Annotated in this window: 16 protein-coding genes; 8 read left to right on the top strand and 8 right to left on the bottom strand. The window is 42.8% G+C overall.

Annotation, left to right across the window (positions count from 1 at the left end; all coding sequences use genetic code 11):
• Positions 1–56: 56 nt before the first annotated feature.
• Positions 57–908 carry a hydroxymethylglutaryl-CoA lyase gene (locus AC1DQW_RS12530; RefSeq protein ID WP_477454391.1) on the top strand — a complete coding sequence of 284 codons (852 nt, stop codon included), beginning with the start codon at positions 57–59 and terminating at the stop codon, positions 906–908.
• 399 nt (positions 909–1,307) lie between these two features.
• On the opposite strand, the gene AC1DQW_RS12525 is transcribed toward AC1DQW_RS12530, so the two are convergent.
• Positions 1,308–2,540 carry an ROK family protein gene (locus AC1DQW_RS12525; RefSeq protein ID WP_477454390.1) on the bottom strand — a complete coding sequence of 411 codons (1,233 nt, stop codon included), beginning with the start codon at positions 2,538–2,540 and terminating at the stop codon, positions 1,308–1,310.
• A gap of 196 nt (positions 2,541–2,736) precedes the next feature.
• Between AC1DQW_RS12525 and AC1DQW_RS12520 the strand changes: the two genes are divergently transcribed.
• Positions 2,737–2,916, top strand: a complete 180-nt coding sequence (locus tag AC1DQW_RS12520; protein WP_477454389.1) for a hypothetical protein — start codon at positions 2,737–2,739, stop codon at positions 2,914–2,916.
• Positions 2,917–3,496: 580 nt separating this feature from the next.
• Here AC1DQW_RS12520 and AC1DQW_RS12515 read toward each other — a convergent pair.
• The 3 genes from AC1DQW_RS12515 to AC1DQW_RS12505 all read right to left on the bottom strand — a co-directional run bounded on the left by AC1DQW_RS12515 (position 3,497) and on the right by AC1DQW_RS12505 (position 7,775).
• The gene (locus tag AC1DQW_RS12515) at positions 3,497–5,914 is read right to left on the bottom strand and encodes a glycoside hydrolase family 3 N-terminal domain-containing protein (RefSeq protein WP_477454388.1); all 2,418 of its coding nucleotides are present in this window, start codon (positions 5,912–5,914) and stop codon (positions 3,497–3,499) included.
• A gap of 136 nt (positions 5,915–6,050) precedes the next feature.
• Positions 6,051–7,082, bottom strand: coding sequence for an alpha/beta hydrolase family protein (locus tag AC1DQW_RS12510; protein WP_477454387.1), 1,032 nt, complete (start codon positions 7,080–7,082; stop codon positions 6,051–6,053).
• Between the two features lie 102 nt (positions 7,083–7,184).
• Positions 7,185–7,775 carry a Crp/Fnr family transcriptional regulator gene (locus AC1DQW_RS12505; RefSeq protein ID WP_477454386.1) on the bottom strand — a complete coding sequence of 197 codons (591 nt, stop codon included), beginning with the start codon at positions 7,773–7,775 and terminating at the stop codon, positions 7,185–7,187.
• A gap of 296 nt (positions 7,776–8,071) precedes the next feature.
• Between AC1DQW_RS12505 and AC1DQW_RS12500 the strand changes: the two genes are divergently transcribed.
• The 4 genes from AC1DQW_RS12500 (at position 8,072) to AC1DQW_RS12485 (ending at position 9,652) form a co-directional block, all read left to right on the top strand.
• On the top strand, positions 8,072–8,644 hold the full coding sequence (locus tag AC1DQW_RS12500) for an RNA polymerase sigma factor (RefSeq protein WP_477454385.1): 573 nt from the start codon (positions 8,072–8,074) through the stop codon (positions 8,642–8,644).
• 23 nt (positions 8,645–8,667) lie between these two features.
• Positions 8,668–9,081, top strand: a complete 414-nt coding sequence (locus AC1DQW_RS12495) for a hypothetical protein (protein ID WP_477454384.1) — start codon at positions 8,668–8,670, stop codon at positions 9,079–9,081.
• A gap of 118 nt (positions 9,082–9,199) precedes the next feature.
• Complete coding sequence (locus AC1DQW_RS12490) at positions 9,200–9,415, top strand: hypothetical protein (protein WP_477415162.1); 216 nt, start codon at positions 9,200–9,202, stop codon at positions 9,413–9,415.
• Between the two features lie 12 nt (positions 9,416–9,427).
• Complete coding sequence (locus AC1DQW_RS12485) at positions 9,428–9,652, top strand: hypothetical protein (protein ID WP_477415163.1); 225 nt, start codon at positions 9,428–9,430, stop codon at positions 9,650–9,652.
• A 10-nt stretch (positions 9,653–9,662) separates the two neighbouring features.
• Here AC1DQW_RS12485 and AC1DQW_RS12480 read toward each other — a convergent pair whose 3' ends face one another.
• A complete protein-coding gene (locus tag AC1DQW_RS12480) occupies positions 9,663–10,163 on the bottom strand; it encodes a VOC family protein (RefSeq protein ID WP_477454383.1) in 501 nt (166 codons plus the stop codon).
• A 73-nt stretch (positions 10,164–10,236) separates the two neighbouring features.
• On the bottom strand, positions 10,237–10,467 hold the full coding sequence (locus tag AC1DQW_RS12475; RefSeq protein WP_477454382.1) for a hypothetical protein: 231 nt from the start codon (positions 10,465–10,467) through the stop codon (positions 10,237–10,239).
• 159 nt (positions 10,468–10,626) lie between these two features.
• Between AC1DQW_RS12475 and AC1DQW_RS12470 the strand changes: the two genes are divergently transcribed.
• A complete protein-coding gene (locus tag AC1DQW_RS12470) occupies positions 10,627–11,226 on the top strand; it encodes a hypothetical protein (RefSeq protein ID WP_477454381.1) in 600 nt (199 codons plus the stop codon).
• 96 nt (positions 11,227–11,322) lie between these two features.
• On the opposite strand, the gene AC1DQW_RS12465 is transcribed toward AC1DQW_RS12470, so the two are convergent.
• Positions 11,323–11,517 (bottom strand): hypothetical protein, encoded by a 195-nt coding sequence (locus AC1DQW_RS12465; RefSeq protein ID WP_477415171.1) that lies wholly within the window; start codon positions 11,515–11,517, stop codon positions 11,323–11,325.
• A gap of 298 nt (positions 11,518–11,815) precedes the next feature.
• On the opposite strand from AC1DQW_RS12465, the gene AC1DQW_RS12460 reads away from it, so the two are divergent.
• Positions 11,816–13,069 carry a metallophosphoesterase gene (locus tag AC1DQW_RS12460; protein ID WP_477454380.1) on the top strand — a complete coding sequence of 418 codons (1,254 nt, stop codon included), beginning with the start codon at positions 11,816–11,818 and terminating at the stop codon, positions 13,067–13,069.
• A gap of 20 nt (positions 13,070–13,089) precedes the next feature.
• Here AC1DQW_RS12460 and AC1DQW_RS12455 read toward each other — a convergent pair whose 3' ends face one another.
• The gene (locus AC1DQW_RS12455) at positions 13,090–13,488 is read right to left on the bottom strand and encodes a VOC family protein (RefSeq protein ID WP_477454379.1); all 399 of its coding nucleotides are present in this window, start codon (positions 13,486–13,488) and stop codon (positions 13,090–13,092) included.
• Positions 13,489–13,564: the final 76 nt, after the last annotated feature.

Below are 13,564 nucleotides of genomic sequence, written 5' to 3'. Positions count from 1 at the left end.
AATTAAAATTAATCAACATTAACCACTCACTACTCACCACTCACTACTGACCAACAATGGACATCAAAATAACCGAATGCCCCCGCGATGCCATGCAGGGAATAGTGCATTTTATCCCCACTGATGTAAAAGCTACTTATATTAACCTGCTTTTACAGGTGGGGTTTGATACAATAGACTTTGGGAGTTTTGTATCGGCCAAAGCCATACCGCAGTTGCAGGATACCGCCGGGGTTTTAAGTAAACTGGATTTAAGCAATACCCGGTCAAAACTGCTTGCCATAGTTGCCAATTACCGCGGGGCTGAAGAAGCTGTAAAGCACCCCGAAATTACATATTTGGGCTATCCGTTTTCGATATCCGAAACTTTTCAGCTCCGTAATACCAACACCACCCTGCCACAGGCATTTGATAACGTGAAGCGCATGCAGGAACTGAGTATGGCCAATAATAAAAAACTGCTGGTTTACCTTTCCATGGGTTTTGGCAACCCTTACGGCGACGAGTGGAACACCGCCATTATTCATGAATGGACTGAAAAATTAGTGAGCGAAGGCATTCACAACATTGCTTTAGCCGATACCATTGGCATTGCTGATGCTGCACAGATCGGCAGTATTTACCCCGACCTCTGCACGATGTTTCCTCAAACGGAATTTGGCATCCACCTGCACAGCACTCCTGGTACCTGGCAACCCAAAGTAGCAGCGGCCTATCAAAGCGGGTGCAAACGTTTTGATACAGCACTAAAAGGCTACGGCGGCTGCCCAATGGCCACGGACGACCTTACAGGCAACATAGCCACAGAAAACCTTATTGATTACCTCAAATCCCAAAACGAGCTCCTGGGGCTTAATTTTGATAAATTACAGGAAGCGTTGGATTATTCGGGCAAAGTGTTTTTGTAGAAACATATCCACGCGTCATTGCGAGGCACGAAGCAATCCCCAACTTACAGAGTAGCTTTGCAAAATCACGGTCGAGTTTTAAATTTAAGAGGCTGTTTAATAAATAGATCGTCATTGCGAGTAACCACAAGGATAATCCTGGAAAAAACGGGGGATGACGTGCTGGCTTTAAGGGGCTCACAACAACCATGTCATTGCGAGCGCAGCGCGGCAATCGCGAACTGTGCAGGTCCGCTCTGTATAGCATGCGATTGCTTCGTGCCTCGCAATGACATAGATTATATTAAAAAATAGCGCTAAGAATCAGTGATTTATAAACACGTCATTATAAGGCACGAAGCAATGACGGTAGTTTGAGGCCCTAATCTTAACATTTGAAATCTGCATATCTGCACGCACCTACCGCACAACCGCTTTCTTTGTTTTTGAAACTTTAGCCTTAACCGATTTATCAAAATTTTCCATAACCAATACGGATGCGCCAATCAATTCGGCATCAAAACCAAGTTCGGATACCAGCAGCTCTGTACCAGCCGAAAGCCTCGGGATGCAATATTTATGAATAGCCTGTTGTATAGGCGCCATTAGTATTTTGGCAACCTTTGCGCCCCTGCCGCTCAATACAATGATGGCCGGGTTCATGATATGCACCAGGATGGCCAGGGCCTTCCCTATTTTATAACCCGCATCTGATAACAGCTCAATAGCAAACTGATCGCCGTTGTTGGCAGCTTCCAGCATGGCATCGCCCATAAGTTTAGAATGATCGTTACTATTGTATTTTAAACTGGTAATGCGGCCTTGTTTAATACCGGCAACAGCCTTTTGGGCCACCACCAGTAACGATGCTTCTGCCTCCAGGCAACCGCGTTTGCCACATTCGCAAAGTGATCCATCCTCAGATACCGGAATATGGCTCAACTCGCCTGCAAAACCATTATGCCCCCTAAACAGCTTCCCGTTCACAATCATTCCCAAACCTATTCCCCAACCCAGGTTAATAACCATTACCTCTTTTTGGGCTTTGGCAATACCAAACTTTTGTTCGGCAAGAGCTATCAAACTCGAGTCGTTATCAATATAAGTATCTATCCCGGTTTTGTCGGTAAAGTACTCGGTAAGGCTTTGTCCGCCGGCATCAAGATATGTATAATTTATACCCTCTGTAACGTTTACAAAGCCAGGCATTCCAATGCCTATCCCGGCAATTTTTTCCTTAGGGATACCGGTTTGTTTGATATAACCGTTGATTTCTTCGGTCAATTTACTTAACGCCTCATCATTATTCAGCAGCTTCAGCTCAAAAGTAAGCATATCGGCTACCGGGCTGTTGAGCAGATCAAAAAGCTGGATACGCGCGGTAAGCTGATCGAGCGCAATTGCCAGTATGTACATGGCATTGGCTTTTACCGAATACATCAGCGGCCTGCGGCCACCACTTGACGGGGCATAACCATCCTCAACCACGAAACCTTCGTGCATCAGTTCATTAATAGCTTTAGCTATCGACGGAATACTTTTATCAAATAACTCGCTCAATCCCGCACATGACATCGCTTTATTAAAATAAAGCTTCTTGATGATCATATTTTTTAGCTGACTGCCCCTCACACCTTTATTTTCGGGTTCCATTCAATAATTAATAGTAATGTTTTTAAAAGACTAAGCTTAAGTGTTTAAAGTTTATAAAATTATAAATAAAGTAACGATAGTGCAACTGTAAATATTACAGTTAGTAAAATTGATTAATTGACAAAAATAATCAAATGAAATAAAATGAGAGGATGTCAGGTAAATAATTTAAGGAGTGGCATTTACTGGAGACTGTATGAAGATAGAGCCATTGCAGATTAATACAAAAACAATAAGTATCGACAGCAGGGAAATCGCTTTAGTTATTAATTTCCCTTTGCATAAACATCCAACGCTTGCCTTCCAGGTCAGCGGCGCGGTGGCGAACACCGGGGTAACCTTCGATGTACTTTTTATGTTAGAGGCTCCTGTCTAAAAATAAAAAACTGGTCGTCATTGCGAGGAACGAAGCAATCCCGAACTATGCAGATCGGATTTGCAAAGCGACTCTGTAAGGCGGGGATTGCTTCGTACCTTGACGTGTGGATATGTGTTTCGTTAGAAGTCTAAAAACCTCTAATAAATCATTTTTAGACAGCCTCTTAGATCAGGTTTATTTTTCTTCATTTTCCTGGTTTTTTCTCAATTTTTCTTCATATTCCTGAGATTTTCCGGATTAAGAATCGCTTAAAATCAACGTTTTATCCTATGGGGCATTTTAAATAAACCATTATTGTAAAATAGCAATAGCGTTAGCCCGCTGCATTTTGGTATTAAAAATATCCATAATTTACGATGATCGCCGATTATTTAAAAAACGCAAATAACTGATAATCAAACCGAACAGTGTTCCACCCCTATTTTGACAAAAAACCTAAAATCCTGACTATCAGCACAAATAGCGTTCCACACCGTTCGGGGCGTACCAGGCGTTCCAATGGAACGCCGGATCAGATCAGGCTCAATAAAGCGCGAAGAGAATAAAGGTAAGCAGCTCTTCGCTTTTTGCATTCTCCTTACTCTACTTCAAACTCTTTCTTCAGCTTAATATCCTCCGATGAGCTGCCTATCATCACCATAAACTTACCGGGTTCAACGGTCCAGTTCATATCCTTGTCCAACAGCGCCAGGTCGTCTGGATGCAGGGTGAATTGTACCGTCTTTTTTTCGCCGGGTTTAAGGCTGATGCGTTCGAAACCACGCAGGTCGTATTCATAGGTAGTTACGCTGCTTACCTCGTCCTTCAGGTACAGTTGCACCACCTCATCACCCACCCGCGCACCCGTGTTGGTTACATCTACACTTACCTTTACATCACCCTGCGCGTTCTCTTTTTCGGGCGACACCACCAGGTTACTATATTCAAATTTGGTATAGCTTAAACCAAAACCATAAGGGTACAAAGCGCCGTTCACACTGGTTTTGCCCCAGCTGTTCTGGCCTTTCTGCCCGGCCTGCGAGTTGGGCTTAAACGGAAAGTTAAACTCAATTTGCCCGGTTGTTTTGGGAAAGGTAATAGGCAGTCTGCCGCCGGGATTATTATCGCCAAACAAGGTTTCGGCAATTACCTGCCCGCTTTGCACGCTTGGGAACCAGGCCTCCAGGATGGCAGGCACATATTTGTTTTCCCAGTTGATGGTAAGCGGCTGCCCGTTTATCATCACCATAACTACAGGTTTACCGGTAGCCTGCAAAGCCTGGATCAGCTTTAACTGGCGGCCAGGCAGGTTCAACCCCGTACGGGTAAGACTTTCGCCTACCCTATCCACATCCTCGCCCACAACGGCTATAACTACGTCGGATAACTTTGCCTGGGCCACGGCCGAATCAATACCAGCCTGTTCCAGCGCTGTAAGCGGGGTTTCGATGATCTCGCTTTCGGGCCAGGTAGCATCAATTATATCGCAGCCTTTGATGTAGTTTACCTTTGCTCCTGCACCAACATAGTTTTTAATGCCATCCAATACATTGGTCACCGGGTTATGCGAGGGACCGTACCTGCTGGTGGCATAATTGGTTTCGGCAGCCAGCGGACCGGTTACCAGTATGTTCTTAAGCCTGGTTTTATCCAGGGGTAATAAATCCCCTTCATTTTTTAACAACACCATAGACTCCCGGTTCATTTTAAGCGACATGGCCGCATCAGCTGCAGTATGAACAATCTTATCGGCAGCCTTAGTATCTTTCACATAAGGACTATCAAACAAACCCAGGCGGAATTTTACCCGCAACACGTCACCAACCCTGGAGTCGATGATTTTCATCGAGATCCTGTTTTCTTTAATCAGCTCACGAAGCGGCAAAATAAAGGTTTGGGGCATGGTGAAATTGGTGCGCACATTCAGACCGGCCTCAACCGCCTGTCTTACAGCTTCTTTATAATCGGCTGCAACATGGTGTTTGGAGTACAGGAATTCAACTGCCTCGCTATCGCTAACCACGTAGCCGTCAAAACCAAATTGCTGGCGCAGCAGTTGCGTTAAAAAGTAATAGCTGCCGGTTACGGGTACACCATCCCAATCATTATAGCTGCTCATAACGCCCATAGGGTGCGCCTCCTGGATTACCCGGCGAAAAGGGTACAAATATACCTGGTGCATTTCTCTCGGCGCCACATGCGGATCGGTACGGGCGCTGCCGTCGCGTCCGCCTTTGGGCACACTATACACCGCGAAGTGTTTCAGGGTTGAGGCAACCCCTTCTTCCTGGATCCCCAGAACCATTTGCTTGCCCAGTTCTGCAATATGGAAAGGGTCTTCGCCATAGCACTCCACCACACGGCCCCAGCGCTGGTCACGGGCGGGGTCGAGTATGGGGGTGTAAACATTGGTATAACCCAAAGCTTTAGCCTCGCGGCCTACTGTCTGCCCAGCCTGGCGCACCAGTTGCTTATCAAACGTACTGCCTATACTTATAGGTGCCGGTAATGGTGTTGCACGGTCGTGATTTAAGCCATGAATCCCCTCGTTGGTAAAATCAACCGGGATGCCCATACGGGTTTCTTCCACAAACCATTTCTGAATAGTATTGATAGCCGATGCATGTTTGCTGAAAGGAAATGAATATTGTGTCGGCGCAGCATCGGTATGCGAGGTAAGGTTATTCAATTCCTCATCGATGTTGGCAATACCATCCTTCCAGATCTCGTTTTTCCAGTTGGGTACAGGCATTTCGTCCTTCAAAACCCGTTTGTAGCCATACAGTGTGGCCATCTGGCAGGTTTTCTCCTCAACGTTCATCTGGCTGAGCAGATCGGCAACACGTTTATCAATAGGTTGGGATGGATCTTCGAACACATCCATTTTGCCATTTTTGTTAAAATCTATCCAGCCTTTATGGTAAATATTTTTTTGTTGTGCCGATGCCGGTAAAGCCAGCCCGGCTGCCAGTGCCGATACCATGCAAATGCGTGGCAGGTAATACTTTGTTCTCATGTAGATGAATTGCGGTTAGTATTTCAAATATAGGAGAATGGGTAATGCGTTGTATGCCTGACACAAAGCTGTTACAATGCCCCCCAGCCACCTAACGGGGCAGTTTGAAGTATAAATGCAATTTAAAAGCCTCCCTTTAGGGGGTCGGGGGACTCAGCGTCTTCTTAAAAAACCCAACGGCTAAAGTATCCACCTTTAAATGCACAGCATGCCTGTCCACAGATGCATCATCGGTAAAATAAATGGGCGCTTCTTTTTTAACCGGCTCAATAGCTTCTGATAGCATTACGTAATGGCCAACCTTACCAGGGTTAATATAATATTGAGATCCCTTGATGAGTTCATGGTAAAGCAACGCATTGGTTTTTACCGGGGCTATGCTATCACTTTGCGAACCCACAATATAAACCGGGCCGCCTATGTTTTTAACCTGCTGCTTAGCTGTAAAACCCGGACCCAAAGCCGGTGAAATGGAAAAGAAAGCCTTAATGCGTTTATCTTTGAGGGGTGGATAATGTTTAGCTCCGGCCAATAGGGCACTATCGTCCAGGTATTTTATAAGACCCGGGTATTCGGGAATCTCCATTTCTCTGCGACCTATGGTTTTATAATAGTTACGGAGTACTTCAAAATCAAATTCGCCACCTGCTAAAGCTATAACGGTATATCCTCCAAAGGAAAAACCTGCTGCTCCTATTCTTTGCGGATCTATCACCGATTTAAAATCATGTTCGTTCAACAGTGAGGTTAGTGCAAAGCTGATATCCTGGGGCCGCTCCCAGGGCTTTAAAAACTCCATGCGGATTTTATTATCAAAGGTATTGCCCCAATGGTCAACCGCAGCCACAATAAACCCGCTTTGAGCAAGTGCCGAAGCCAGCCACTCCAAAGTTAACCTGCCGCCGCCGGTACCATGGGATAGCATAATGATGGGCAGTTTACCTGCGGGTAATTTACCATCGCGTACGGTGGGCACGCGTAAAAACGGGAAAAAGACCTTGTCCTGCACCTTTAAGGTATCGATTGTTGGATACCAAACCTCGGTAACAACCGGCCGGTTGCGTTTTTCGTCCTTAAAATGAAAAGTGCGCTGCCCGATATTGGTTTGGGCAAAACTGATATAATTTGATAATAAGAGTATTAACGCGATTAGTAGTTGCCTGTACATAAGTTGTGTGGTTTAATGATAACAAAGCAAGCCATTAAGAAGCTCAAAAAGATTGACAAAAGTCAATAAATAAGTTTTTTTTATTTAACCTCGGTAAGCCAATCAAATGGCCCTCCCTTTAGCGGGCCGTGGGGCCTTTAACCGGCTCAAAGTTTCCTGCGATATTCCCAGGTAATCCGCAACAATTTTATTGGGCAAACGCCGGATGATGTCGGGCCGGGTATCCATCAATACCTGGTAACGGGTTTTTGAATCCATGGTGATAAGGCTTTCTATCCGCTGAATAGAGGCGATATAATCCTGCTCTAAACCAATGCGATACATGGTTTCCCAGCCGGGGATAGCATCCAGTAATCTTTGCCGGTCGTTAAAGCTTAACATCAATATTTCTGATACTTCCAGGCATTGAATGGCAGCTACAGACGGCTTACCGGTAATAAAGCTGGGGAAAGCAGTACCCCAATTATTTTCAAATATCAGGAAGCGTGTCGATTCGGAGCCATCGTCTCCTACCAGGAAAATCCGCAGGCATCCCTTTACCACAAAATAAATATGCTTAGCTACGCTGCCTTTTTGCACCAGGATCTCGTTCCGTTTGGCATTTTTTAGTCTAAAGCAACCATCAACCAGTGCCTCATGTTCTGGTGAGAGGCTGATCTTATCTGAAAGGTATTGTTTTAGCGCAGGGTGCATAATTAAACTTTAACAAGTAAATTATCTTAATCATTTACCGCAATATATAACAAAGACCTTATGTTTTAGTCTTTTATCCCTCATCCATTAATCCTTTTGGCCTTCATCTAATAGTCCTTCATCTATTTATCCTTCATCCATCAATCCTTTGTCCTTCATCTGGTAATCCTTCGTCCTTTATCTATTAGTCCTTTGTCCTTCATCCATTAGTCCTTCATCTATTATCATTTATTAAAAAATAATTTAAAATGTTTTCAATCCTCAATCGTCTCTATCTTTATTAAAGGAATAATAAATTGATAACAGCCGTAATGCCCGAAGACAAAAACAGTCAAATTATACATACAATAAAAGCGTATGGTAAAAGTCTGTTGAGTTTTATCCGTCGGAGGGTAAAAAATGATGCTGATGCCGAAGACATTCTGCAGGATGTATGGTACCAGTTCAGTTCGGTGATCAATTCTGAGCCTATTGAGCAAACAAGCGCCTGGTTGTACCGAGTGGCGCGAAATAAAATAACAGATAAGCATAAAAAGAAAACGGAAACCTTGCTTGATGATATGCTTGCAACTGGTGAAGACGAAGAGGAAACAGAAAACTTCAAAGCCATCCTGTTCGCCGAAACCAGCACCCCCGAAACTGAATACCTGCGCAGCCTGTTTTGGGAGGAACTTTTTTTAGCGCTGGATGAATTGCCCGACGAGCAGAAACAGGTTTTTATATGGCAGGAGCTTGACGACATCCCTTTTGAGGAAATAGCTAAACGTACAGGACAAAACATCAATACTTTAGTATCACGCAAGCGATACGCGGTGCTGCACCTGCGCAAAAGGCTTAAGCAGTTATACCTTGAAATTACAGAATATTAAAAAATTTAAAAAAATTAAAGATAATGAAAAGAACATTGTATAAATGGCGGTTCATATTTATACCCTTCGCGGTAGCCGCTTTCCTATCGCTCATCAGCTTTGTGGTGATGCAATTATGGAACAATTTATTACCGGGAATATTGCATGTAGGCGTTATTACCTTTTGGCAGGCCATGGGCATATTTATTTTATGCAAAATACTGTTTGGCTTTGGCAAAGGAGGTAAACCGGGATGGGGTGGCGGAGGCGGTAACCCATGGATGCGCAAACGTATGGAAGAGCGCTTTAAAAACATGAGCCCCGAAGAACAGGAAAGATTTAAAGCCAAAATGCGCGATCGTAATTGCGGCTGGGACAATCATGGGCATGGCCGGTTTGGCCGCCGCCAATGGGACGATTTTGCACCAGAGCAAGAGGAGAAGGAAAAACAGGATTAGTGAATTGTGAATTGTGAATGGTGAGTGGTGAGTAGTGAATAGTTTGTTGAGCTGAAACCACTCACCATTCTCCGCTCACTATTCACTACCTATTACTTGATATAAAAAACTACATACTATGGATGTGCTGGTATTTTCAACAAACGTTAAAGAAAAAAGGCAAGTGAGCAAGGTAACTACCCTGCTCACTCAAGTTCCTTCAATTGCCCAATGGAATTTCGACCTGGAAGATTGCGATAATATATTGCGGATAGAATCCAATGGGCTCTCTCCACGTTACATCGAATCGCTTTTGACCCGGGCTGGTATCCATTGCCAGGAACTGGAATATTAAATTTGTACTGACATGACCGCAGCTTTAGAACGCACATTAATCCGCTGGATGCTCATCATTTTAAGTGTTCCGGTACTTGGCTACATTTACGGGCCTAATGAAAACCGACTGTACACCACAGCTCCGGTTAAATGGATATTTTTACCGCTCATCGTGTTATCGGGCTTTTGGTTGTGGAAAGGCCATTGGTTTAAAAAGATACTAAAAGCCGAAAACATAAAGCGAAAAGCCGGGTAATGTTTTAATATCATTTTTTGATTGCCGGGCTGTTGATTTCGATCCAATAGCCGTCCGGGTCCTGAAAATACAGCTGTAGCACCCCATCTTTCCTCAACGTCGGCTCTTTGCTATCGCCATTCCAATTACTGTATGGGATGCTTAGCCTGTCTAATGTTTTAGCAAATTCTGTTACAGATCCTACAGAAAAACACAAATGTTCGGCTTTAATATGTACACCTGTGCAGTTGCCTTGTATGGCGTGTAGTTTTACATGGTTACCCAGGCTGTACCATTGATGTACAGTATCGGCAAATGGATTTGATACTTTTTGCAGGTGCATAACATCGGTGTAAAAAGCAGTGCTTTTTTTAAGGTTTTTTACACAAATAGCGATATGATCAACCACCGGGATAGTATCCGGGCCTGATTGGGCAAAACAGAAAACCGGTAAAGCAAAGGCAGCAAGCAATAATCCCAGTTTTTTAAGCTTACCGGTTTTATGGGTGTTCAAATTAATTAAAAGGCTCATTTTAAGTTTTTGGTTTAAAAACTTAAAGATATGTGTTTAGGTAACACTAAGGCAAATTACACAGAAATATTACTCAACAGGATATTTGTTGCTTCATATCAAAATCGGGAATAAAATTAACTGTATTATTCCTGTTCCAATCGTCAATATCAATTAAACCCGACCTGGTTTGGTAGTGGCCGTTATCATTTGGGCATTTAACCACATATAAACCATCTGCCGCCGGTTCAATAACCGGCCTGGCCCCACATATCTTGCAAAATTTACAGCAGATGGTTTTTGGTATGTTAACAAACGCCCTCATATACTATTGTTTACGGTTAACGTTGGCTTCTGGTTGCTTTTAATTTCAATTTTTAATATAAAAATGATCCTGGCATTTTATACACTGAGCAGCTCGACAGCCCTCTGCTTATCAGATAAGCCTGCCCGGTATCAATTTCTTTTATTTATATTTATCACCATGCAACCCGGTATTGAACAATTAAAAACTACCTATAAAAATTTATCCGATGATAAACTTGCCCGCCTGGCAGTTACGGAAGCGGCCAGTTTACGCCCCGAAGCTCTTGAAATATTAAAGGCTGAAATAAAAAGCCGCGGCTTGGGCGAGGACATCATCAGTGGTGTTAATGCGCAGTTAATAGAAACCGGAAGTTTAGAATTTGATAGCTACGTTTCACTTATCCGTAATCAGCCTTGCCCTATTTGTGCCGGTACCCATCAACCGTTAAATGCGGCAGTAATTGGTACAGTCAAAAGCTTTATCCTGTTAACACAGTACAAAAAGAAGCTAATAATAGCTTGCCCCACCTGTTTACAGCAAACAAATCAAAGTGGTACCTCAACCACTGCTTTGTTAGGATGGTGGGGATTGCCATGGGGCATTATCAGGTCAACACAGGCATTGATCAGTAATATGAAAACAGCCAAAAAGATCTGGTCTGATGAGCCAACCGATGCACTAATTACTTTTATAAAAACAAACATAGGCGTTATTGAAGGCTTACGTAAAAACAAGCAATCGTTACAGCTTATGTTAAATAGTGTAAATAAACAGTAGCACATTGCACTAAGCAAAACGCCTCCCGATTGAAACCGGGAGGCGTTTTGCTTTTATGGTGTATTAACAGGTAAAACCTAAATTTTGTGATAATGCTTAATCGTTCCAGAAGTGATTATAGGGCGATGATGATGCCAGTTTATTTTTCAGATCATCCTCTTTTTGCAAGCAATCGTTGGTGTAAATATCCTCATCGGCGTTTACTTTAATAATGCTGCCTGCTATACGTTCAACAATGGTTGATAGCGTGGTTACTTCGTTGTCTGGGATTTGAATTGTTAATATTGCCATAGGTATTGATGTTTAAAAATTGATAATCAAAAATATGTTTTTGTATTTAAAGCTTTGTTTGGTAAAAGTAAAAATTAATCATTTGATTAACTTTTTTCTCCGCGGTAATTTAAAATCATAAACGTTACAGAATTTTGTGTATTATTTATACCCGTTGGGTTTAACAAACTTTAACAAGAATTAAACCACAACCTTGCTCTTACTTCTTTTTTCTTGTGGGAAAACCGGACTAAAACTAATTTTTTTCCTCCAGTTACCTCATCATTTGTTAAATTGCTTACCTAACACTCGTATATCTATGCATGGCAGTGGTTTTATTAAAGTATTTGTAATTATATCGGCCATCAGTTTATTGTTTGACTGGTATGTTTTCGCGGGACTGAAAACCTTAAGCGCCAACTGGTCATCGCAAATCCGGCGTAATATTGTTTTATGGGGATACCTGCTAATTTCTGTGAGTGTAACTGCATTGCTGTTAATAGGCTTCAGCGCTTTTAGCACCGCAAGTGGCATGCGCCCTTTTCATGAATGGATATTGAGTTTATTCCTTACCTTTTTTGTAACCAAACTGGTTTTCATTTTAGTTTTGTTTTTGGGTGATACAGGCAGATTTTTTGTCGGTTTGTTTAACCTGGCAGGTGCCAAAGGTAAAGGATCGCCTTTTCCCGGCAGGCGTAAATTTATCAGTGAGATAGCCGTTCTGATGGCGGCAGTGCCATTTACTTCGTTTTTTTATGCTATGTTAAAAGGTAAATACGATTACAAGCTGCATCGCACTACACTATATTTTGAAGACCTGCCCGATGCTTTCGAGGGCTTTACTATTACCCAGCTATCAGATATCCACTCTGGCAGTTTTGACGATGCCGAGGCCATGCAAAAAGGGATCGATATGGTTAAAGCGCAAAAAAGCGACCTTTTTGTTTTTACCGGCGACCTGGTAAACAACGCAGCCACCGAAATAGAACCTTACATTGACAGGTTTGGCTCCATTAAAGCGCCTTACGGCCAGTTCTCCATATTGGGCAATCATGATTATGGCGATTACATTCAATGGAGCAGTGCGCAGGAAAAAGCCGCTAACCTTGATAAATTAAAGCAGCACCATAAAGCTTTAGACTATCGGCTATTGCTGGACGAAAATGTGACGATAGAAAAAGACGGCCATAAAATATCGCTTATTGGGGTCCAAAACTGGGGCCGTGGTTTTGCACAGGTAGGCGACCTTAATAAGGCCTTGCAAGGTGTACCAAAAGATGCCTTTAAAGTATTGTTATCTCACGATCCTACCCATTGGGAAGAACAAGTGCGTTACAATCCGGCAAATATTCATCTTACTTTATCGGGCCATACCCATGGTGCACAATTTGGTATCGAGATACCCGGTTTTAAATGGAGCCCGATTAAGTACAAATACCTTGACTGGGCTGGCCTTGCCAACGAGAAAAACCGGTACCTGTATGTTAACCGCGGTTTTGGCTTTCTGGCATTCTCGGGCAGGTTGGGCATCTGGCCCGAGGTTACTGTTATTGAGTTAAGGAAGAAGGTATAAATAAAAGGCAAATTTGTAAATCATTCTTTTAATTCTACCACAATAATCCCGTTGCCGTAAAGATCGTAACAATGAAAAAAGCTATACTCGCCGGTAAAAAAAGGCGCCTGTTTTATTGTAACATTGTTTTTAACTAACTTTTGGTATAAAGTATTCAACCCATTGGTATACATAACAAAAGTTGGCTCGCCGTTAGTTTGATTACCAACCCTATGATCAGGAACGGTAGTATCTGTTTTTAAAAACCAAATCCCTGTTGCTGATGCGTCATCAAAACCCACATGTAAAAAACGCTGGCCTTCGGCCGTAGTATAATCAACCAATACTTTACAATCAAAATTCAGCTGGTAAAATTTCAAGGCATCCTCATAATCGCTAACAAGTATAATGATTCGGCCAATATGGTTTTTTATTTGCATTTAGGTTTGGTTAGTATTCAAATATAGCAATGCTAATTTATGGCAAGGTTTTTATATCTATATCACTTAACTATAA

This window comes from Mucilaginibacter sp. P5_A4 (assembly GCF_056400605.1).
Note: the sequence above shows the minus strand (reverse complement) of the source record. Positions and strands in the feature narration are given on the sequence as shown.